Genomic DNA, 20,121 nt, shown 5'->3' on the forward strand with positions numbered 1-20,121 from the left:
ACGGCCAGAGCGGCGATGCCGTGCTCGCCGACAAGGCCTATGACAGCAACGCCCTGCGCGCGATCATCGCGGAAATCGGCGCAACGGCGGTGATCCCGTCAAACCGCACCCGCAGGATCATCATTCCGCACGACGCCGACGCATACAAACAGCGCAACCGCATCGAGCGCTGCTTTTGCCAGCTCAAACACTTCCGACGCTTGGCAACCCGTTATGACAGGCGATCTGACAACTTTACCGGCTTCATCCATCTCGCTGCCGCAATGATCTGGATGCAATGAATGTCGATCGGTCCTAGGGTTGCGCCCGCCGATTTCGGCTCTCGCCTAGTAGCTAACCCCTTGATGATGAGTCGGTTTTCTAGCCTCGAAGAGATGTGTAAATGCCCTAGTGCTTTCGCAGGGACGACAGCCGAGACAAGCCGCGGCCTCTCGGCTCAAGCGCTGGCGTCTCTGGAGTACTGGATCACCCGCATGCGGGTGAAGACACCGAACCGGCTCAGGATCGCGCCACATATTCGGTGTCGTCCTGGCGAAAGCCAGGACCCAGTACCCCAAATCTCAATTGTTGAGCGACACCGGGCCGCGATCCCGCTCATCACCGAAGACGGTGGCTATGGGTCCTGGCTTTCGCCAGGACGACGGCGGTGATTGCCGAGCCTCCCATCGGGTAGTTCGCAATGACGGAGGAGGCCGCAGCGGAGCTTCGCGCGCCCGCTCTACGTCCGGAATTGGCGCCGATAGAGTCCGGACTCGCGGGCCATCCTGTTGGTCAGTTCCTGGGCGCGCGATGTTTCATCCGGCGTCATCGCCGCGGTCTGCGCGACCCAGTTTTCGCGCTTGACCGGGAAGCATTGCGCAACCGGCGTGCCCTTGGGCAATACGCCGTTGAAACTGGTGTCGTGCCAGCGTGCGGGGAAATGAACCCAGCTGTCGTGAAACAGATCGCAATCGACCATGCCGGTCAGCGTGGTGAACGGCAGGTCGAACCGGTTGACCGGATGGGTGAAGAACAGCGAGTAGCCCGGCGGCGCCTCGATGGTCCACAGATTGACGAACTTGATGACGAAGCGGTCGGGCTCGAACAGCGGCGAGCCGACCACCTGGCTTTCGTCGTGGAAGCCGACCGGCGAGCGCGGGAATTCGAGCGCGCCGCCGGCCGGAAGGTCGTTGTCCCAGGTGATCGCGCCATTCTCGACCTTGAGATCGCAGATCAGCGGCAACAGGAAACCCGATGTCATCGCATCGACGAATGGCGGGCAGCGCTTGACGGTATCCTCTTCGCGATTGCTCATCGTATTGAAGGCCTGCGTCGGCATCGCTTTGAGCCATCCGGGAAGCCCCAACGACGCAGGCATCGGCGGCGGAATCTTGCCCTCGAGCTCCGCGGGGCAGCGGAATTTGATGGTGATCGCTTCGTTATTGTTGGACACGGCTTTGGTCCTTGGTTCGTTCAGTGTCGGCGGCGCCCTTGCGCCAGTCGATGCTCGTCTAGCACGCGACGACGGGGCGGAGAAAGCAGCCGCATCGGTCGCGAAGCGAGCCGCGATATCGAGCTATAAGTTGTTGTTATCATGACGGATAAGGCAAAGCCCTTAATCTCCCGGTTCGGCGCGCGCCAATGCTGCTTTTCCGCGTCCCTCCGCTCACCGGTGTGCAAGACTCTGCCGATAGGCATTGGCTTTCGACGCCCGCCGGGCGCATCATCGCCGGCGTCGCTGACGACAAGATCTGCGAGAGGTAACGGAGGTACCATGGCCGAATCGAAGGTTGAGACCGCCAACACTGCAGCTGCCGCGTCCCCCTCCGGCGAGAGCGGCGGCCCCAGCCACCTCGCGGTCGCGACCGTCCGCACCGTGCCGATCGAGCAGGCGCAGTCCCGCATCGAGCACGATCTGCTCGGCGAGGACGACGTGCCGGCCAATGCGCTGTGGGGCATTCACACCAAGCGCGCGGTGATGAACTTTCCGATCACCGGCGTGCCGGTCGGGCACTTCCCGGAATTCGTCCGCGCGCTGGCGCTGGTGAAGCAGGCCGCAGCGCGCGCCAACAAGCGGCTCGGCTACCTCGCACCCGAGAAGGCGGATGCGATCGACGCGGCCTGCACCCAGATTGCGACCGAAAAGGTCTATGCCGAATCCTTCGTCGTCGACGCGATCCAGGGCGGCGCCGGCACGTCGACCAACATGAACGCCAATGAGGTGATCGCCAACGTCGCGCTGCGGCTGATGGGGCGCAAGCCGGGTGACTATCACGCGCTGCATCCGAACGACGACGTCAACATGGCGCAGTCGACCAACGACGCCTATCCGACCGCGCTGCGGCTCGCGGTGATCTTCGCCACCCAGCCGCTGGTGCGCGCGCTGGACGATCTCGCCTACTCCCTCAAGGGCAAGGCGGTGGAGTTCGCCGACGTGTTGAAGATGGGGCGGACCCAGCTTCAGGATGCGGTGCCGATGACGCTCGGCCAGGAATTCGATGCCTTCCACGTGACCGTGAAGGAGGATGTCGCACGCCTGAACGAGATTTCCGCGCTGTTCCGCGAGGTCAATCTCGGCGCCACCGCGATCGGCACCGGCATCAATGCCGATCCGCGCTATGCGGCGCTGGCGGTCGAGGAATTGTCGCGGCTGTCCGGCCAGCCGATGGTGCTTGCTTCCAACCTGATCGAGGCGACGTCCGATCTCGGCGCCTTCGTGCTGTTTTCCGGCGTGCTCAAGCGCGTCGCGGTCAAGCTGTCCAAGATCTGCAACGACCTGCGGCTGTTGTCGTCGGGACCGCGCACCGGCATCGGCGAAATCCGCCTGCCCGCGGTGCAGGCCGGCTCGTCGATCATGCCCGGCAAGGTCAATCCTGTCATTCCCGAGGTGGTCAACCAGGTGGCTTTCCTGGTGATCGGGCACGACCTCACGGTCACGATGTGCGCCGAAGGCGGCCAATTGCAACTCAACGCGTTCGAGCCGACCATCGGCTATTGCGTCTTGAGTTCGCTGCGCATGCTGACGGCGGCGGTCGATACGCTGACCAAGCGCTGTGTCGACGGCATCGAGGCCGATCGCGAGCGTTGCCGCAGCCTGGTGCAGGGCTCGATCGGCCTGATCACGGCGCTGGCGCCGTCGCTCGGCTACGAGGCCTCATCGCGCGTGGCGCGCCGTGCGCTCAAGGAGAACCGCTCGGTCGCCGACATCGTGCTGGAGGAGAAGCTTCTGACCGAGGCGCAGCTCAATCAGCTGCTCGAGCTCGAGGCCATGACCCGCCCGGCGCGCCGGCAGCCGGTGCCGAGGAGTTGAGGGCGAGGCGCAGCAATTGCGCTCCCTCTCCCGCAAGCGCAGGGCTATCGCATTTCGTGGCGGTACCCTCGTGGCCATCCTTCGAGACGCCCGCCTTCGGCGGGCCCTCAGGATGAGGTCTTGTTTTGCGGCACAATAGTAGACCCTCATGGTGAGGAGCGCCGCTTGCGGCGAGTCTCGAACCACGAGGCCAAACACTTGCCCGGTCGCCAGGGGACATATGCGATAGTCCTGCCCGCAAGCGGGAGAGGGGGCGCGGTCCCTTCGGGGGCCTACAGCGTCTTGATGAACTCGATCAGGGCCCGGCGCTCGTCTTCCTTCAGCTCCGGCCCGATCACGCCGGTGCGCTTCTCGTTGGAGAATTCGTGGCCGGAATTGCCGTTGCCGCGCTTGGTGGTGTCGAGCATGAAGGCGTTCTTGATCTTGTCCTTCCAGACGTAGCCGAGATCCTTCGGATCATACTCCCGGCCGCCGAGATAGAAGGTCGCGGGTCGATCCTTCACCGGCGACAGCAGTGCGTAGATGGTCGGGACCGAGCCGTTGTGCAGATAGGGCGGGGTCGCCCAGATGCCGTTGAGCGGCCGAACCTTGTAGGCGAGCGGCGCCTGGATCTCGTTCGGCCGGTAGCCGTTGATGCGCTTGCGATCTTCCGGCGGGGTCTTGTTCTGGTCGTACCAATAGTCGACGGTCTTCTCGACGAGATCGCCGAGCGCCGGACCGAAACTGCCGTCCTTGATGTTCAGATTGGCCGGCGTCTCGACGGTGCGGTGCGCGAGGCCCTCGGCCTGCGCGCTGTCGGTGCCGATATGGCTGATCGGAATCATCTCGACGTCGAGCAGCGGCTGGCCGGCCTCGTTCCTGGTCCAGCGCTTCTTGTCCTTGAACAGCGCAAAGGCTTCGCTCGCGGGCAGCGCCTTGCTGTCGATCGCCGGGCCGTGACAGCCCTGGCAATGCGTCTTGTAGAGCTCGCCGCCCTTCTTCGCGAGATCCATGTTGATTGGCGGCAGGATGTTCTCCGGCCATTTCGGCGAAGCAAGTCCGCCAAAACCCTTGTCCTCGCTGGGCGGCTCGCCGGCGATCATCCGCTCCATCTCGTGCAGCACGTCGATCCGCGCGCTCGATCTGTAAAGCCCCTTCGACTCGTCGAGCAGGTTGAGCTCGGCGCTGACGCCGAGCGCCTCGCCGGCGTTGCGCACCATCGGCTGCATGATCGAGCCGTCATATTGCACCCAGCTGAACCACGGTGCGTTCCAGATCCGCGGGAAATGCACCGGCGCCGAATGCGAGGCGTAGTTGTTCGGATTGTTCAGGTCGATCGAGAACACCTGATTGCCGATCCGGTTCAGCGCGTCGAGCCGCGCATAGCCTTCCTCGACGCTGTTGGCGGCGACCTTGTTCTCCAGCGAATTGATGTTGGCGTATTGCTTCAGCACGAGGTCGAGTTGGCCGCGCAGCGCCATGCGTTCGTCGAGGCTGGCATCCTTGCCGAGGATCTCGTCGGCAAAGCGCGAGAAGCGTCCCGGCCAGAACCGCGTCAGCAGCAGCGAGACGCCGACGCTCTTCTGGAATTCGAACAGATTGGTGTTGGCCGGCCCGCCGTCGATCACGATCTCGGTGCCGCGATAGCTGAAGCTGCCGGTGTGGCAGGCGGCGCAGGTGAGGCCTACGCCGGTCATGTCGGCCTTGCTGTGCGGGTTGCGCCATGGCGCGCCGTTGGCATCGGCCATCGGGCCGCCCTGCGCAAAGCCGATCGGCAGCGCATCGGGTTTGCCCGGAATCACCGTGTCGGGAATAAAGCCGAAGCGGCCGAGATAATTGGTCTCGCTGAGTCGCGGCGCCGCGGTGAACAGCGGCCAGACCGTCGGCTGCTCCAGCGCCATGAACCATTCATGGGGAATGCCGAAGGTCCGCGTGCCCTGGTCGGCGTGGTAGAACCAGCGCAGCCGCTCCGCGCTGACATTCTGATCCAGCCACACGGTCTTTGCCGACGGCTGGTAGTCGACGACCTTGACGCGGAAGCCGCTCGCGACCGTCTCGATATCGTCCTTGAAATAGAGGACGCCGGCGACAATCAACAGTCCGATGACGAATATCGTCTTGCGAGGCATGCCCCGTTCCCCCAATTCGCGGTACCCGCGCGTGATATGGATGAGATGTTAAAATTCGCCGAAAAACGAGTTCGCGTTAAGCGTGTGATGCTGTGTGCGCCATCCTACAGTGGCGGCGCTTGGTCTAACAACGGAAATGTTGATTGGCTGTGAGCCAGTTCACTTGCGGCGTGCCGGTTGCGGCGGCATTTGCGCGCATCGAGGCCCGCGACTAGAAGTAACGGAGCAACAATTCTTCGAGATATCATCTTGAACGCGTCAGCCGCACAACCGCTTTCGATCACCGTCTCGGACGACAGCACCGTGTCCGCGCTGCTGCTGCTGCCGGCGCAGGCCCGTAGCGCCTATGTGTTTGCCCACGGCGCCGGCGCCGGCATGACGCATCCCTCGATGGCCGTGATCGCGGAGGGCCTGGCGGAGCGTGGCATCGCGACATTGCGCTATCAGTTTCCCTACATGGAGAAGGGCAGCAAGCGGCCCGATCCGCCCGCCATCGCGCAGGCAACGGTGCGTGCCGCGGTGGCGGAAGCCGCGCGTCATTGCGGCGAACTGCCGCTGTTTGCCGGCGGCAAGTCGTTCGGCGGACGCATGACCTCGCAGGCACAGGCCAAGGCGCCGCTCGCCGGCGTGCGCGGGCTGGTGTTTCTCGGCTTTCCGCTGCACCCGGCCGGCAAGCCGTCGAGCGAGCGGGCCAGGCATCTCGCCGAGGTCGAGGTCCCGATGCTGTTCCTGCAGGGCACGCGCGATGCGCTGGCCGAGCTCGACCTGCTCGAGCCCGTGGTGAAGGGGTTGGGTCATCGCGCGACGCTGCATCTCGTGCAGGAGGCCGACCACTCCTTCCATGTCCTCAAGCGCTCCGGCCGCAACGACCGCGAGGTGATGGCCGAGGTGCTGGACGCATTCGCGGAATGGGTCGCGAAGCATTCGTAGTCTTGTAGCCTGGATGCAGCGAAGCGAAATCCGGGACAGGCCCTTCCGCCTGTGACACCGTCCCGGATTGCGCTTCGCTCCATCCGGGCTACTAATCTCGACCCATGACAAAGATCCTGATCGTCAATACCAACACCACCGCGTCGATGACCGCAACCATCGCGACCGCCGCGCGGGCGGTGGCCGCACCGGGCACCGAGATTGTCGCCGTCACATCTGCGATGGGGCCGGCCTCGATCGAGGGCTTCTATGACGAAGCCTTCGCCGTTCCCGGGCTGATCGAGGCGCTGCTGAAGACGCCCGATGCCGATGCCGGCATCGTCGCATGTTTCGACGACACGGGGCTCGATGCCGCGCGGTCGGCTGCGCGCTATCCGGTGGTCGGGATCTGCGAGGCGGCGCTGGTCACCGCCGGGCAGATCGCCAAGCGCATCGGCATCGTCACCACGCTGCCGCGCTCGATCGTGCCGCTCGAGGAACTGGTGCGCCGCTACGGCTTTGCCGACCGCGCGGTGGTCACCGCCTGCGACGTCGCGGTGCTCGATCTCGAGAAGCCGGGCTCGGGCGCCAAGGCCAAGCTGGAGGCGGAGATCGCGCGGGCGCTGGACAAGGGCGCCGACGCCATCGTGCTCGGCTGCGCCGGCATGGCCGATCTTGCCCATGAGCTGTCGGTGCAATTCGGCGTGCCCGTGGTCGACGGCGTGGCCGCCGCGGTGAAGCAGGCGGAAGCGCTTGCCGGCCTCAAGCTGACGACGTCGCGCCGCGGTGCTTACGCTTCACCCGCAGCGAAAGAATACCACGGTCTGCTCGAAGGATTCGCGCCGGCTTCAAATGAGTAAGCTCCGTCATTGCGAGCGAAGCGAAGCAATCCATCTCTCAACTTGCGGAAGCGTGGATTGCTTCGTCGCTATCGCTCCTCGCAATGACGGATGAAGTTTTTATGGCGCCACCCCGCCGTAGATCCGGTCGCGCAGACGGCGCATGCCGGACAGCCAGCGCTCGCGATTGGTGGCCTTGCGCTGCATGTATTCCTGCACCTGCGGATGCGAGAGAATCAGGAAGCGTTCTTCGGCCATCGCCTCGATCACCATGCGCGCGACCTCGCCCGGCTGCAGCACCCCGTCGACGCGCGCGGCACTCGGGCCCGGCGTCGTCATGCCCGTCTGCACCGATTGCGGACAGAGCACGGAGACGCGGATGCCGCGATCGCCATACTGGATGGCGAGATGCTCGGCGAGCGCGACCGCGGCATTCTTGGTCACGCCGTAAGGCATCGAGTTCAGCGAGGCCAGCAGCCCCGCGGCGGATGCGGTGTTGATGAGATAGCCGGAGCCGCGCGCGAGCATGCCGGGCACCAGCGCGCGCGCCGCGAACACGTGGCTCATCACATGCACGCGCCAGCTCACGTCCCAGTCGGCATCGGACGCGGCCTCCTGTCCCTTGCGCGACAGCCCGGCATTGGAGAAGAACACGTCGACCGGGCCATATTTGTCCTCGGCCGCGGCGATCAGCGCCTTGATGTCCTCCTCGAGCCCGACATCGGCGGTAACGGCAAGACCGTCGATATCGCCGGCGACGCTCGCGAGCCGATCGCGCGAGGTCTTGAGATCGGCGACCACGACGCCGCGTGCCCCGGCGTCCGCATAGGCCCGCGCCACCGCTTCGCCGATCCCGCTCGCGCCGCCGGTGACGACGCAGACCTTGTCCTTGACTTGCATGGTTCGATGTCCCTGCTTGTTATCGTGGTGGGCCGGATTGTCAGCCCTGATACAGGCCCTTGTCACGCGCCTTCTGGATCGCGAGCGCGGCCATCAGGTCGAGCATCGGGGTCGAAATGGCGGCCGCGCGGGCAAATGCCGCCGGTGCGCGCACCAGCACATCGATCTCCATAGCGCGCCCGAGTTCGTAATCCTGCAGGATCGACGGCTTGTGGTCCGGCGCCGGCCCACTGCGGGTGACGCGCTTGACCTCGGGAATATAGTGTGTCGCCACCGCATTGGCCTCGTCGAGCAGGCGCGGGATCACGTCCTGCATGTCAGGGTCGTCGCGGACGCCACGCGCGGTCAGCGCGGTCAGCAGGCAGAGCACCGACATCGACATGTTGGTCAACAGCTTCGACCAGATCGTCTCGCGGATCTGCTTGACCTCGGGCGATTCGATCGCGGCGTCGTTGAGCGCCGCGCGCAGACGGGCGATGCGCTCGCTCTGCCGATCGTCGCATTCGCCGATCAAGAGGCGGTTGCGGTCTGGCGACAGGTTCGCGACGACGCCAGGCGCGACCACCTCGTTGGAGGAAAAGATCACGCCGCCGATGATCCGCTGCTTCGGGACGACGCTGCGTAAATGCCCGCCGGGATCGAGGAAGCCGAGATCGGGGATCGCGGGATGCTGTGGCGGCAGGCCGAGATCGTACCACCAGGGAATGCCGTTCTGCGCGAACACGATTGATGTGTCGCGCTGAAGCAGCGGCGGGAGCCCGGCTGCGAGCGCGCCGATGCCGGTCGCCTTCAGTGTGCTGATGACGATGTCTTGCGGCCCCAGATCGGCAGGATCGGCGGAGGCCTTCACCTTGGCGCTGACGCTGGTGTCGCCGACCTTCAGCGTCAGTCCGTTGGTCCTGACCGCGTCGAGATGCGGCCCGCGCATCACGCAGGCCACATCGTGGCCGGCGCGCGCGAGCCGGACCGCGAAGTGGCTGCCGACGGCGCCCGCGCCGAAAATGCAAATACGCATGAGTGGAACAATTCTCCGCAACGTGCCCCGTCAGTTTCCACAAGCGCGGGGCATCGCGCAACCCGTCATGCGCGTGGCGCGGTCGTGCGCGCCCGAAAGTGATGGATCAAGGCATCCGCTCTCGCCATAGTGCAAGGCTAGTACAAGATAACAGCAATGCCGAACGAGGGAGCAACGTCATGTCGGCCAGCCCAGTCCTGTGGAGCCTCGATGCGCGCGGGGTCGCGACCGTCACGCTGAATCGTCCCGAGGTCAACAATGCCTATGACGGCGCGCTGATTGCGGGCGTGCTGGCCGCGATCGACGATCTCTCGACCAAGCCGGTGCGCGTCGTCGTGCTGAACGGCAACGGCAAGCATTTCCAGGCCGGCGCCGACCTGAAATGGATCAACGGCGTACGGCCGAAATCGTTCGAGGAGAACGAGGCGGCATCGCGCGCCACCTTCGATGCGGTGCAGCGTCTCAACACGCTGCCGGTACCGACCGTCGCGCTGGTGCAGGGCGGCTGCTTCGGCGGCGGCACCGGCGTGATCTCGGCCTGCGATATCGTGATCGCAGCCGACAATGCGCTGTTCTCGATCACCGAGGTGCGCTGGGGCCTGACCGCGGCGATCATCATCCCGCAGCTCTGCGACGCGATCGGCGTGCGCCAGGTGCGCCGCTATGCGTTGACCGGCGAACGGTTCGGCGCCGAGGATGCCCGCCGCATCGGCCTTGTCCATGAGGTGGTGCCGCTTGCCGATCTCGACCGCGCCGGAACCAAGGTCGTCGAGCAGCTGCTCGGCAACGCGCCGGACGCGATGGCCGAGACAAAGAAGCTCGCGATGGAAAGCTCGTTCGGCGGCATGGCAGTGGACGATGAGGCCTACAAACGCCTCGTTCATCTGCATTCGGCCAAGCGGCAGACCGCGGAAGCTGCCGAAGGGCTTGCATCCTTCGCCGAGAAGCGCGCAGGCCGGTGGGGCGGCGGCGCGGGATAAGTTCAGCAGCCGTTGCAGATGCCGCGGATGCTTCGATAGACCTCTTCGTCGTCGCGGCGCATCTGTTGCAGCGATTGAAGTGCCCTGGATTCGCTTGACTGAGTGATCGTCGGCTCGGGCTTGCGCTTGGCCGCCAGCTCCTGCTCTTGCCGGCGGTAGCACGCCTCGCGCTCCGTCTTGGCGTCGATGAAGCGGCAGGTCTCGATCGCCGCAGCTGGCGTCGCGACGATGATCAGACCAAGCGACACTGGGATCAGGAGTTTCAAGCGGGCGATCCTTTCGCGTCCTTGTCTCAGCTCGGCATGCCAACGGCAAGGCCGGCGCCGCATCACGGCGGCTGCGACAGCGATTTTTTCAATGTCCTCAGCAGTGCCTGCACAGCGGCGGCATCAATGCGGCGCTCGGGAACGGCGGCCTTGACCCACAATTCGGGGATCGGAAAGTCGGTGAGTACCGGCTGCAAGGCGCCGTCGCGCAGCGCGTCCGCGACCAGATAATGCGAGAGCAGCGCAATGCCGTTGCCGGCGATCGCGCTTTGCGTCAGCACGCGGCCTTCGTTCGAAGAGAGAATCGGGCGGACCTGGATATTGATGCGGCCACGCGGTCCCTCGAACGGCCATTCCGGTCCGGTCGGCAGAAAGCTGAGGCAGCGATGATCGACCAGGTCGCGCGGATGCTTCGGCGTGCCGTGCTTCTTCAGATAGGCCGGCGAGGCGCACACGAGGCGCGGCAGCCGGCACAAGGGCTCGTCGACCACGCCGCCGAAGGAATGCGGGAAGGCGCCGATCGCGAGGTCGAAACCTTCGGTCACCGGATCGACCGGGCGGTCGATCATCACGATCTCGAGCTTCACGCTTCCGTTCTGCTTCTGGAAGATCGTGAAGGCATCGGCGAGCCGCGCCACCGTCAGCGAGGTCGGCGCCTTGACCCGCAGATGATCGGAGAGGTCGCGCTGCTTCTCGCCCATCCGCGACAAGAGATCGCCGACATCGGCAACCACGCCGCGGGCGCGATGCACATATTGCTGCCCGGCCTCGGTCAGCCGCAACTGGCGGGTCGAGCGGTGGAACAGCGCGGTGCCGATGCGCTCCTCGAGCTGGGTGACGCGTTTGGCGACGACGGATGTCGCGATATTGAGCTTGCGCGCCGCGGCGGAAAAGCCGCCGGCATCGGCGGTGGCGAGGAAGGCTTCGAGATTGACCAGCGTATCCATCTGCCTTGCTCGCCTTTCTCGATTCGCGAAAGCTGATTACATAATTTGGTAGATTGTACTGCAATCCGCATCAATTCATAGTTGGCCCAATCAACTTTGTTCAGGGCGGAAATGATGCGAGCGAGCACGATCGAAGAACCTGCGCGGCAGGTCCCGGTCTATGGCGAATACGACGTGGTGGTGCTGGGCGGCGGACCGGCCGGCATCGCGGCAGCGGTCGGCGCGGCACGTACCGGACGGCGGACGCTCCTGATCGAGCGTTACGGATTTCTCGGCGGCATGGGCACCGCGGCCGGCGTGACCAACTTCTGCGGACTGCACGCCAACATCTTCGGCGAGATGCACCGCGTGGTGCAGGGCATCGCCTCCGACCTCCTGGCGCGGATCGACCGGCTCGGCGGGCTGAACGCGCCGCATCTGATCCTCGGCAAGATCCTCGCGCAGGCCTACGACACCGCGGCCTACAAGATCGCGGCCGACGATCTGCTCGCACATCACAAGGTCGACATACTGTTCCACGCGCTCGGCGCCGGCGTCGTGATGGATGGCGCGCATATTCGTGCGCTGATGGTGGAAACCAAGGCCGGGCGTCAGGCGGTGCGGGCCAGCATCTTCATCGACTGCTCCGGTGACGGCGATCTCGCGGTGTGGGCCGGTGCGCCCCATGAAGTCGGCGATAATGCCGGCGGCATGCTCTACCCCTCGATGATGTTCCGCCTCAACGGCATCGATCCGGCGAAGGCCGGCGATGCCTGGCGCACCATCCCGGCGCTGATGGCTGAGGCCGAGGCCGCCGGCACCCACAGATTCCCGCGCAAGTCGGCGATCGTGCGGCCGCAGAAATCGCAGATCGAATGGCGGGTGAATTTCACCCAGGTGACGCGCAGCGACGGCGGCGCCATTTCCGGTATCGATCCTGACGACATGACGCGCGGCGAGATCGAGGGGCGCCGCCAGGCGGTCGAAGCGTTCAAGTTCCTGCGCACGGTGCCTGGCTTCGAGAATTCTTACATCGTCGATCTGCCGCCGCAGCTCGGCATCCGCGAGACGCGGCGTGTGATCGGCGGATATATGCTGTCAGGCGAGGACGTGCTGGGCTGCGCCTCGTTCGAGGATTCGATCGGCGTCAATGGCTGGCCGAAGGAATCCCATGTGCCGGGTGATGTGATCTTCGAGTTTCCGCCGATCCCGGAGAGCCGCGGTTATAACGAGTTGCCGTACCGCATGCTGGTACCGGAGGGCGTCGACAATCTCCTGGTCGCCGGCCGCTGCGCCTCGATGACCCATGAGGGACAATCGGCGGCACGCGTCTCCGGTGCCTGCTTCGTGATGGGCGAGGCGGCGGGAACTGCGGCGGCGCTGGCGCTGTCGGGCAATACGATTCCGCGCGACATTTCCGTCGAAAAGTTGCAACAACAGCTTGGCAAACAGGGCGCGTTCATCGGCCGCGATCAGGCCGTGCCCGAGGGGTTGTAGGTGGAGACGGCAATGATGGGTTGGGCGCGGCTCGCACTCGCGGGTCTCCTGGTGTGGGCCGCGAGCGGCATCGCGCGGGCCGACGATCTCCTGAAGGCAAAGATCGGTGTGCTGCGGCTGTCGTCCTCGGCGCCGGTGTTCATCGCGCAGGACAAGGGCTATTTCCGCGACGCCGGACTCGACGTCGAGCTCAAGTTCTTCGACGCGGCGCAGCCGATCGCGGTCGCGACCGCGTCGGGCGATGTCGATTTCGGCATCACCGCCGTCACCGCGGGGCTCTATAATCTCGCCGGCAAGGGCACGCTGAAGGTGATCGGCGGCATGAGCCGCGAGAAGGCCGGCTATCCCCTGATCGGCTATTTCGCCAGCAACAACGCCTACGCCGCCGGCCTCAAGACGCCGAAGGATCTTGCCGGCAAGCGCGTCGCGGTGACCCAGGTCGGCTCCAGCTTCCATTATTCGCTCGGCCTGCTTGCCGACAAATACGGCTTCAAGCTGTCCGACGTGAAGGTGGTGCCGCTGCAGTCGCTGTCGAACGCGGCCGCGGCGCTGAAGGGCGAAACCGTCGACGCCGCGCTGCTGCCGGTCTCGACCGCGCGGACGCTGATGGATTCCAACGGCGCGAAATTGCTCGGCTGGGTCGGCGACGAGACGCCGTGGCAGCTGGGGGCCATCTTCGCGTCGCCGAAGGCGCTGACCAACGCACCGCTGGTGACCAGGCTGCTCACCGCGCTCACCCGTGCTGACCGCGAATATCACGACGTGATCCTGACTGCGATCAAGGACGGCGTGGCGCCGATCAACGACAAGACCAGGCCGCTGCTCGAGATCATCGCCAAATACACCAACCTGTCGGTCGCGCAGGTGGTCGGCAATTGCGCCTATATCGATCCCGACGGCAAGCTCGACGTGAAGAACCTCGACAACCAGATCAAATGGCTGCAGGGGCAGGGTTTCGTGGACAAGGGTTTCGATGCCAATGCGATCATCGCCAAGGATTACGTGAAGGCGGATTGATGTGGGACCGCGTGCACAACTCTATCCCCGTCACCCTGAGGAGCGCGCACTTGCGCGCGTCTCGAAGGGTCGACGGCCGAGCTGCTACATCCGGGCCGTCGACCCTTCGAGACGCCGCTGCGCGGCTCCTCCAGCGACAAAGGCGAAGCCTTTGCGCGGGGGTGACGGGTCTGGCAGTGAGTTCATGACGCCATGGACCTGATCGCCGACCATATCAGCCATCGCTTCGGCGCACTCGACGTGCTCGACGATGTCTCCTTCACGGTGCGCGCCGGCGAGATTGTCGCGATCGTCGGTCCGTCCGGCTGCGGCAAGAGCACGCTGCTGTCGATCCTTGGCGGCCTGCTGCGGCCGAGCAAAGGTGCCGCCGAGCTGCGCGGCGCGGCGCCGGCTGATAGCCTCAGTCCGCTGACCTTCGTATTCCAGGATTTTGCGCTGCTGCCGTGGAGCACGGTCGAGGAGAACGTCGCGTTTCCGTTGCTGCACACCACCTTGAGCGCCGGCGAGCGCCGCGCCGTGATCGACGATGCGTTGCGCCGCACCGGGCTGTCGGATTTTCGCGCGGCCTATCCGAAGCAGCTGTCCGGCGGCATGCGCCAGCGCGTCGGCATTGCGCGGGCACTCGCGGTTCGCCCCGCGATTCTGCTGATGGACGAGCCGCTGTCGGCGCTGGATTCGCAGACGCGCGAGCTCCTGATGGAGGATTTCGTCGGCCTGCTTGCCGACGGTGCGATGGGCGCGGTCTATGTCACGCATAACCTCGAGGAAGCCGTGCGGCTCGCCGACCGCGTCGTGGTGCTGTCGCGCCGTCCCGGCCGCATCCGGGAGATCGTGACCATCCCGATGACGCGCGCCCAGCGCGGCACGACGGATGCGCGCGGGCCGATGGCTGCGCTGCAAAGCGAGCTGTGGTCGCTGATCCGGAAGGAGGCGATCGATGCCGAGCGCGAGGTCCAGCATGCTTGACCGCGCGCCGCAGGAAGCGAAAGACCGGTCGGCGGAGGCGACGCGCCCGGTCGCGTTTCGCGGCGCCGGCTTTATCCCCGGCGGCAGCCGCCATGCCGGCTGGATCGCGCTCGCGCTTGTGATCGCGATCTGGCAGCTCGCCGGCGGCGCGGGGTGGGTCAATCCGCTGTTCCTGCCGGCGCCCTCGGCGATCGCGGTCGCGATCTACAAGCTCGCGATGTCGGGCGCGCTGTGGCAGCACTTGTCGTGGTCCATCATGAGGATCGGTACCGGCTGGATCATCGGCACGGCCGCCGGCGTCGTGGTCGGCTTCGCGATCGGGCTGTCGACCATGGCGCGCGGCGTCGGCATCACCTTCATCTCGGCGCTGTTTCCGATTCCGAAGATCGCGCTGCTGCCGTTGCTCATTCTGTGGCTCGGGATCGGCGAGGAGCCGAAGATCGCGACCATTGCGCTTGGCGTATTCTTTTCGACCGCGATCTCGGTCTATAGCGGCGTCGATGCGGTGCCGCGCAACCTGATCCGGATGGCGCAGAGCTTCAACGTGCCGTTCCACGCCATCGTGCGCCGCGTGATCTGGCCCGGCGCGCTGCCCTCGATCCTCGCCGGCTTCCGCATCACCGCGTCGGTGGCGCTGCTGCTCGTCGTCAGCGCCGAGATGATCGGCGCGCAATACGGCATCGGCGCCTTCGTGCTGCAGGCCGGCAATCTGATGCAGACCGATCAACTGCTCGCCGGCGTCGTGATCCTGTCGCTGTTCGGGCTTGCGGTGGGGAAGCTGATCAATTTGCTGGAGGTGCGGCTGCTGCACTGGCGGTGAGGGCTGCGCTGTTGGCCACAACCCCCGCCGTCGTCCCGGCGAAGGCCGGGACCCATAACCACAGGGCATGGTTGTCGGAAACCGCTGCGGCCGCAGCGCCTCAACAATTTTGGTTGGTGGTAATGGGTCCCGGCCTTCGCCGGGACGACAGCATTACACTTTGCCGCGCCTGTTACGCGTTCCCCCTGTCCTCACGGAATAGATCGAGCTTCTGCTGCACCGGGCGGTCGGAGAACGAGAACAGCACGGAGTCGGCATCGGCCTCGTGGGTGACCCAGTGCCAGCTCGGCACCACGAACAAATCGCGCGGTCCCCATTCGAAGGTCTGGTCGCCGACCCTTGTGCGGCCTTTGCCCTCGATCGCGGCGAACACGGTCGCATCGGTTGCGCGATAGCGCGCGGTCTTGAAACCCTTCGGCAGCAGCTGGATGAAGGTGCCGATGGTCGGCATCGCGAAATCGCCGGTCTCGGGGTTGGAGAATTTCAGCTTCAGCCCGTGGCAGGCGTCCCACTCGTCGCTGACCTTGGCCTTCTCGAGCGCCTCGCGGGTGTATTCATAGGGATAGTTGAAGATCGGTGAGGTCTTCGAGGTCCGCTTCTGGTCGATCGGCAGCAGATTGTGGCCGTAGCGCGCGAAGCTGGCGCCGGCCGGCTTGGAGATCGACTGCTGGTCCTCCTTGGCGCCTTCGGCAAACGAGCAGTCGAAGAACTGCACCATCGGGATGTCGAGCCCGTCGAGCCAGAACATCGGCTCATTGGTTTCGTTGGAATGGTCGTGCCAGGTCATCGACGGCGTGATGACGAAATCGCCCGGCGACATCGCGGTGCGCTCGCCATCGACAGCGGTGAACGCGCCCTTGCCCTCGAGCACGAAACGCAGCGCCGATTGGGCATGGCGATGGGCGGGGGCGATGTCGCCCGGCACCACCATCTGCACGCCGGCGAACAGCGAGGTCGTGATCTTGGACTGGCCGCGCAGGCCGGGATTTTCCAGCACCAGCACGCGGCGCTCGGCTTCCTTGGCCGTGATCAGCTTGCCGGCCTCGTTCATGTAGTCGCGGATCTGGTCGAACTTCCACAAGTGCGGACGGCAGGCGCTTTTCGGCTCCGGCGTGATCAGGTCGTTCATCACGTTCCACAGCGCCGAGAGGTTCTGGCCGTCGATCTTCTTGTAGAATGCCTCGCGCTCCGGGGTCTTCTGCACGGCTTCCATGGCAAGCCTCCCATCATTCTTGTCGGTGCAATTTAATTGACAGTATACTGACAATGTGGCTAGCGTCAATCAACCAAGCCAATAGGGAAATGCAAGGGAGGTTCCGATGAAGCTGCATGGCTATTTCCGGAGCAGCGCGTCCTACCGGGTCCGGATCGCCCTCAACCTGAAGGGGCTCACGTCCGAGCATCTGCCGCATCATCTGCGCAAGGGCGAGCAGTGCGCGCCGGCCTATCTCGCGATCAATCCGCAGGGGCTGGTGCCGACCCTGGAGAGCGACGCCGGCGCGATCCTCACCCAGTCGCTCGCGATCATCGAATGGCTCGACGAGACCAATCCCAACCCGCCGCTCTTGCCGAAAGATCCGCTGCGGCGCGCCAAGGTGCGGGCGTTTGCGCAGGCGATCGCCTGCGATACCCATCCGGTGCAGAATTTGAAGGTGCTGGCGCGGCTGCGTCAGCTCGGCCTGCCCGAGGAGCAGGTGACGGAGTGGGCGGCTTGGGCCAATCGCGAGGGACTGTCGGCCTGCGAGACCCTGATCGCGGCGGAGTCCGGCCCGTTCTGCTTTGGCGATGCGCCGACGCTGGCCGATCTCTGCCTGGTGCCGCAGCTCGCCAATGCGCGGCGCTTCGGCGTCGACGTGTCAGTCTATCCGCGCCTGCTCAAGGCCGAGGCCGCGGCAAAGCAAATCAAGGCGTTTGCCGACGCCGCTCCGGACAAGCAGCCCGATGCCGAATAACAAATCAACGCCCGTCACCATGGACGCGGTCTATACCGCGCCCGGCTACCTGTTCCGGCGGATGCAGCAGATCGCGGTCGCGCTGTTCATCGAGGAGTGCAGAGCGTTCGACCTGACGCCGGTGCAATATGCCGCGCTGGTCACGATCTCGACCCATCCCGGGATCGACGCCACGAGGCTCTCGGCGGTGATCGCGTTCGACCGCTCCACGCTCGGCAACGTGATCGAGCGGCTGCAGGCCAAGGAATTCATCGTGCGCAAGCCGGCGCCCGAGGACAAGCGCGTCAAGCTGCTCTATCTTACCAAGGCCGGCGCGGCGGTGCTGAGCGACATCATGCCCTCGGTCGACAAGGCGCAGGCGCGGATGCTGCAGCCGCTGAAGCCGGCCGACCGCAAGACGCTGCTGGCACTGTTGACCCAGCTCGTCGACCTCAACAACGAGGCGTCGCGGGTGCCGCTGCGCGCCGAGGATGCGCTCGAACATCTCGGGAGGTCGGGCTGATGGCGGAGACGAGACCTGTCCTGATCGCGGGTGGCGGCATCGGCGGCCTTGCCGTGGCACTGGGCCTCGCGCAAAAAGGCATCCGCTCGATCCTGCTGGAGAAGGCCGCCGCGCTCGGCGAGATCGGCGCCGGCATCCAGCTCGGCCCGAACGCGTTCCACGCCTTCGACTATCTCGGCGTCGGCGAGGCCGCGCGCAACATGGCGGTCTATATCGATCAGCTCAGGCTGATGGATGCGCTGACCGCCGACGAGATCACCCATATCGATCTCGGCGATGCCTTTCGCGCGCGGTTCGGCAATCCCTATGCCGTCGTGCACCGCGGCGATCTGCACGGCGTGTTCCTGCGTGCCTGCCAAAATCACGAACTGATCGAGCTACGCGTTTCGAGCGAGGTGACAGGCTACGAGCAGGACGGCTCGTCCGTGACGGCAAAGCTCGCCGATGGCGAGCGGATTGCCGGCCGCCTCCTGATCGGCGCCGATGGCTTGTGGTCGAACATCCGCAAGCAGGTGACGTCGGACGGCCCGCCGCGCGTCTCCGGCCACACCACCTATCGCTCCGTGATCCCGACCGAGCAGATGCCGGAAGACTTGCGCTGGAACGCAGCGACGCTGTGGGCCGGCCCGAAATGCCACATCGTGCATTATCCGCTGTCGGGCTGGAAAGTGTTCAACCTCGTCGTGACCTATCACAACAATGCGCCGGAGCCGGTCGCCGGTAAGCCGGTGTCCGAAGCCGAGGTGATGAAGGGTTTTACCCATGTCCATGAGCGGGCGCAGAACATCATCCGCCACGGTACCAATTGGAAGCTCTGGGTGCTGTGCGACCGCGATCCGAACGAGCAGTGGATCGACGGCCGCGTGGTGCTGCTCGGCGACGCCGCGCATCCGATGCTGCAATATTTCGCGCAGGGCGCCTGCCAGGCGATGGAGGACGCGGTCTGTCTGTCGCACATGCTGGCCAATCACGACGACCAGACAGCGGCGCTCGAAGCCTACAGCACGCAACGCTTCCCGCGCACCGCGCGCGTGCAGCTGATGTCACGCGCGATCGGCGAACACGTCTACCATCCCGCAGGCGAGCACGCCCGCATCCGCAACGCGATCATGAGCGCGAAGTCGCAGGATCAATGGTGCGATGATATCGCCTGGCTGTATGGCGGGACGGGGCTGAAGGCGTAACTGCCCGGCGGTCGACGCAATAGACGCGATCGCCGCATCCTCCATCGTCGTCCCGGACAAGCGAAGCGCGATCCGGGACCCATAACCACCGAAGGCTGTTGTCATGGCAGGCTGGGGCTCCAGCCGTCGCGCTACAAATATTAGTGGTTATGGGTCCCGGCCTTCGCCGGGACGACATCGAATGTGTGGCTGGATGGCGGGCAGCTAATGCTCGTCGTCCCGGACAAGCGAAGCGCGATCCGGGACCCATAACCACTGAAGGCTGTTGTCATGGCAGGCTGGGGCTCCAGCCGTCGCGCCACAAATATTAGTGGTTATGGGTCCCGGCCTTCGCCGGGACGACATCGAATGTGTGGCTGGATGGCGGGCAGCTAATGCTCGTCGTCCCGGACAAGCGAAGCGCGATCCGGGACCCATAACCACTGAAGGCTGTTGTCATGGCGGGCTGGGGCTCCAGCCGTCGCGCCACAAATATTAGTGGTTATGGGTCCCGGCCTTCGCCGGGACGACATCGAATGTGTGGCTGGATGGCGGGCAGCTAATGCTCGTCGTCCCGGACAAGCGAAGCGCGATCCGGGACCCATAACCACCGAAGGCTGTTGTCATGGCAGGCTGGGGCTCCAGCCTTCGCGCCACAAGCATTTGTGGTTATCGGTCCCTGCTTTCGTGTTTGGTCCCTGCAGATTGGTTGGATGGAATCGGTGTAGAACGAGGCGTGGCCTTTGTTAGGGAGCGCCTCGTGTCATGGAACTGAGCTTGCACGCGAACGCCACGACGACGCCGAAGACACGTGCCTACATCCAGCGCAGCCGGAAGTCGGTCGCTCAGTTGGCGGCCGAATTGGGGGTCAGCGAGACCACGATTTATCGCTGGCGCAGCCGCACGACGGTCGAAGACCGCTCGCACCGGCCGAAGAACCTCACGACCAGCCTCTCCGCGGTTGAAGAAAGG

The 20,121-nt window shown here is 65.1% G+C and carries 20 protein-coding genes; 13 read left to right on the top strand and 7 right to left on the bottom strand.

The window, feature by feature from the left end:
- Window positions 1-20: 20 nt before the first annotated feature.
- The gene (locus J6525_RS42635; protein WP_225643564.1) at window positions 21-281 is read left to right on the top strand and encodes a transposase; all 261 of its coding nucleotides are present in this window, start codon (window positions 21-23) and stop codon (window positions 279-281) included.
- A gap of 437 nt (window positions 282-718) precedes the next feature.
- Here the strand turns inward: J6525_RS42635 and J6525_RS42640 are convergent, their stop codons facing one another.
- The gene (locus J6525_RS42640; RefSeq protein WP_028336241.1) at window positions 719-1,432 is read right to left on the bottom strand and encodes a hypothetical protein; all 714 of its coding nucleotides are present in this window, start codon (window positions 1,430-1,432) and stop codon (window positions 719-721) included.
- Between the two features lie 321 nt (window positions 1,433-1,753).
- On the opposite strand from J6525_RS42640, the gene J6525_RS42645 reads away from it, so the two are divergent.
- Window positions 1,754-3,289, top strand: a complete 1,536-nt coding sequence (locus tag J6525_RS42645; protein WP_225649145.1) for an aspartate ammonia-lyase — start codon at window positions 1,754-1,756, stop codon at window positions 3,287-3,289.
- A 272-nt stretch (window positions 3,290-3,561) separates the two neighbouring features.
- On the opposite strand, the gene J6525_RS42650 is transcribed toward J6525_RS42645, so the two are convergent.
- Entirely contained in the window at window positions 3,562-5,397 is a 1,836-nt protein-coding gene (locus J6525_RS42650; protein WP_225649146.1) for a c-type cytochrome, read from the bottom strand.
- A gap of 249 nt (window positions 5,398-5,646) precedes the next feature.
- Here J6525_RS42650 and J6525_RS42655 point away from each other — a divergent pair, with 249 nt between their 5' ends.
- Window positions 5,647-6,327, top strand: coding sequence for an alpha/beta hydrolase family protein (locus J6525_RS42655; protein WP_225649147.1), 681 nt, complete (start codon window positions 5,647-5,649; stop codon window positions 6,325-6,327).
- Between the two features lie 104 nt (window positions 6,328-6,431).
- The gene (locus J6525_RS42660; protein ID WP_225649148.1) at window positions 6,432-7,166 is read left to right on the top strand and encodes an aspartate/glutamate racemase family protein; all 735 of its coding nucleotides are present in this window, start codon (window positions 6,432-6,434) and stop codon (window positions 7,164-7,166) included.
- Between the two features lie 99 nt (window positions 7,167-7,265).
- Here the strand turns inward: J6525_RS42660 and J6525_RS42665 are convergent, their stop codons facing one another.
- Window positions 7,266-8,045: an SDR family oxidoreductase gene (locus tag J6525_RS42665; protein WP_225649149.1), complete on the bottom strand. Its 780-nt coding sequence runs from the start codon at window positions 8,043-8,045 to the stop codon at window positions 7,266-7,268.
- A 40-nt stretch (window positions 8,046-8,085) separates the two neighbouring features.
- Window positions 8,086-9,060 (bottom strand): ketopantoate reductase family protein, encoded by a 975-nt coding sequence (locus tag J6525_RS42670; RefSeq protein WP_225649150.1) that lies wholly within the window; start codon window positions 9,058-9,060, stop codon window positions 8,086-8,088.
- Between the two features lie 179 nt (window positions 9,061-9,239).
- On the opposite strand from J6525_RS42670, the gene J6525_RS42675 reads away from it, so the two are divergent.
- Entirely contained in the window at window positions 9,240-10,040 is an 801-nt protein-coding gene (locus J6525_RS42675) for an enoyl-CoA hydratase-related protein (protein WP_225649151.1), read from the top strand.
- Between the two features lie 2 nt (window positions 10,041-10,042).
- Here J6525_RS42675 and J6525_RS42680 read toward each other — a convergent pair whose 3' ends face one another.
- The gene (locus J6525_RS42680) at window positions 10,043-10,306 is read right to left on the bottom strand and encodes a hypothetical protein (RefSeq protein WP_225649152.1); all 264 of its coding nucleotides are present in this window, start codon (window positions 10,304-10,306) and stop codon (window positions 10,043-10,045) included.
- A 62-nt stretch (window positions 10,307-10,368) separates the two neighbouring features.
- On the bottom strand, window positions 10,369-11,253 hold the full coding sequence (locus J6525_RS42685; RefSeq protein ID WP_225649153.1) for a LysR family transcriptional regulator: 885 nt from the start codon (window positions 11,251-11,253) through the stop codon (window positions 10,369-10,371).
- A 114-nt stretch (window positions 11,254-11,367) separates the two neighbouring features.
- Between J6525_RS42685 and J6525_RS42690 the strand changes: the two genes are divergently transcribed.
- From J6525_RS42690 to J6525_RS42705, 4 genes are all read left to right on the top strand, one after another.
- Window positions 11,368-12,729, top strand: a complete 1,362-nt coding sequence (locus J6525_RS42690) for an FAD-dependent oxidoreductase (protein WP_225649154.1) — start codon at window positions 11,368-11,370, stop codon at window positions 12,727-12,729.
- Between the two features lie 12 nt (window positions 12,730-12,741).
- Window positions 12,742-13,746, top strand: a complete 1,005-nt coding sequence (locus tag J6525_RS42695) for an ABC transporter substrate-binding protein (protein ID WP_225649155.1) — start codon at window positions 12,742-12,744, stop codon at window positions 13,744-13,746.
- A 192-nt stretch (window positions 13,747-13,938) separates the two neighbouring features.
- Window positions 13,939-14,712 carry an ABC transporter ATP-binding protein gene (locus J6525_RS42700; protein WP_225649156.1) on the top strand — a complete coding sequence of 258 codons (774 nt, stop codon included), beginning with the start codon at window positions 13,939-13,941 and terminating at the stop codon, window positions 14,710-14,712.
- Entirely contained in the window at window positions 14,705-15,532 is an 828-nt protein-coding gene (locus J6525_RS42705) for an ABC transporter permease (RefSeq protein WP_225649157.1), read from the top strand. Before J6525_RS42700 ends, J6525_RS42705 begins: the two co-directional genes overlap by 8 nt.
- Before the next feature lie 172 nt (window positions 15,533-15,704).
- Here J6525_RS42705 and gtdA read toward each other — a convergent pair whose 3' ends face one another.
- Complete coding sequence (gene gtdA, locus J6525_RS42710; RefSeq protein WP_038384747.1) at window positions 15,705-16,745, bottom strand: gentisate 1,2-dioxygenase; 1,041 nt, start codon at window positions 16,743-16,745, stop codon at window positions 15,705-15,707.
- 106 nt (window positions 16,746-16,851) lie between these two features.
- On the opposite strand from gtdA, the gene maiA reads away from it, so the two are divergent.
- The 4 genes from maiA to J6525_RS42730 form a co-directional block, all read left to right on the top strand.
- Window positions 16,852-17,484: a maleylacetoacetate isomerase gene (maiA, locus tag J6525_RS42715; RefSeq protein WP_225649158.1), complete on the top strand. Its 633-nt coding sequence runs from the start codon at window positions 16,852-16,854 to the stop codon at window positions 17,482-17,484.
- Window positions 17,474-17,986 (top strand): MarR family winged helix-turn-helix transcriptional regulator, encoded by a 513-nt coding sequence (locus J6525_RS42720; protein WP_225649159.1) that lies wholly within the window; start codon window positions 17,474-17,476, stop codon window positions 17,984-17,986. The genes maiA and J6525_RS42720 overlap by 11 nt, the downstream gene beginning before the upstream one ends.
- On the top strand, window positions 17,986-19,170 hold the full coding sequence (locus tag J6525_RS42725; protein WP_225649160.1) for a 3-hydroxybenzoate 6-monooxygenase: 1,185 nt from the start codon (window positions 17,986-17,988) through the stop codon (window positions 19,168-19,170). Before J6525_RS42720 ends, J6525_RS42725 begins: the two co-directional genes overlap by 1 nt.
- A 744-nt stretch (window positions 19,171-19,914) precedes the next feature.
- Window positions 19,915-20,121 (top strand): helix-turn-helix domain-containing protein (locus tag J6525_RS42730; protein ID WP_225645055.1); only part of this gene is annotated, 207 nt, incomplete at its 3' end.

The sequence above is a fragment of the Bradyrhizobium australafricanum genome (assembly GCF_020329495.1).
GTDB lineage: Bacteria > Pseudomonadota > Alphaproteobacteria > Rhizobiales > Xanthobacteraceae > Bradyrhizobium > Bradyrhizobium australafricanum.

Bases quoted from the DNA above. Each gene is read 5' to 3' on its own strand.
- J6525_RS42645 (WP_225649145.1), top strand. From the start codon at position 1,754: ATGGCCGAATCGAAGGTTGAGACCGCCAACACTGCAGCTGCCGCGTCC.
- J6525_RS42650 (WP_225649146.1), bottom strand. From the start codon at position 5,397: ATGCCTCGCAAGACGATATTCGTCATCGGACTGTTGATTGTCGCCGGC.
- J6525_RS42660 (WP_225649148.1), top strand. From the start codon at position 6,432: ATGACAAAGATCCTGATCGTCAATACCAACACCACCGCGTCGATGACC.
- J6525_RS42665 (WP_225649149.1), bottom strand. From the start codon at position 8,045: ATGCAAGTCAAGGACAAGGTCTGCGTCGTCACCGGCGGCGCGAGCGGG.
- J6525_RS42670 (WP_225649150.1), bottom strand. From the start codon at position 9,060: ATGCGTATTTGCATTTTCGGCGCGGGCGCCGTCGGCAGCCACTTCGCG.
- J6525_RS42675 (WP_225649151.1), top strand. From the start codon at position 9,240: ATGTCGGCCAGCCCAGTCCTGTGGAGCCTCGATGCGCGCGGGGTCGCG.
- J6525_RS42685 (WP_225649153.1), bottom strand. From the start codon at position 11,253: ATGGATACGCTGGTCAATCTCGAAGCCTTCCTCGCCACCGCCGATGCC.
- J6525_RS42690 (WP_225649154.1), top strand. From the start codon at position 11,368: ATGCGAGCGAGCACGATCGAAGAACCTGCGCGGCAGGTCCCGGTCTAT.
- J6525_RS42695 (WP_225649155.1), top strand. From the start codon at position 12,742: ATGATGGGTTGGGCGCGGCTCGCACTCGCGGGTCTCCTGGTGTGGGCC.
- J6525_RS42700 (WP_225649156.1), top strand. From the start codon at position 13,939: ATGGACCTGATCGCCGACCATATCAGCCATCGCTTCGGCGCACTCGAC.
- J6525_RS42705 (WP_225649157.1), top strand. From the start codon at position 14,705: ATGCTTGACCGCGCGCCGCAGGAAGCGAAAGACCGGTCGGCGGAGGCG.
- gtdA (WP_038384747.1), bottom strand. From the start codon at position 16,745: ATGGAAGCCGTGCAGAAGACCCCGGAGCGCGAGGCATTCTACAAGAAG.
- maiA (WP_225649158.1), top strand. From the start codon at position 16,852: ATGAAGCTGCATGGCTATTTCCGGAGCAGCGCGTCCTACCGGGTCCGG.
- J6525_RS42720 (WP_225649159.1), top strand. From the start codon at position 17,474: ATGCCGAATAACAAATCAACGCCCGTCACCATGGACGCGGTCTATACC.
- J6525_RS42725 (WP_225649160.1), top strand. From the start codon at position 17,986: ATGGCGGAGACGAGACCTGTCCTGATCGCGGGTGGCGGCATCGGCGGC.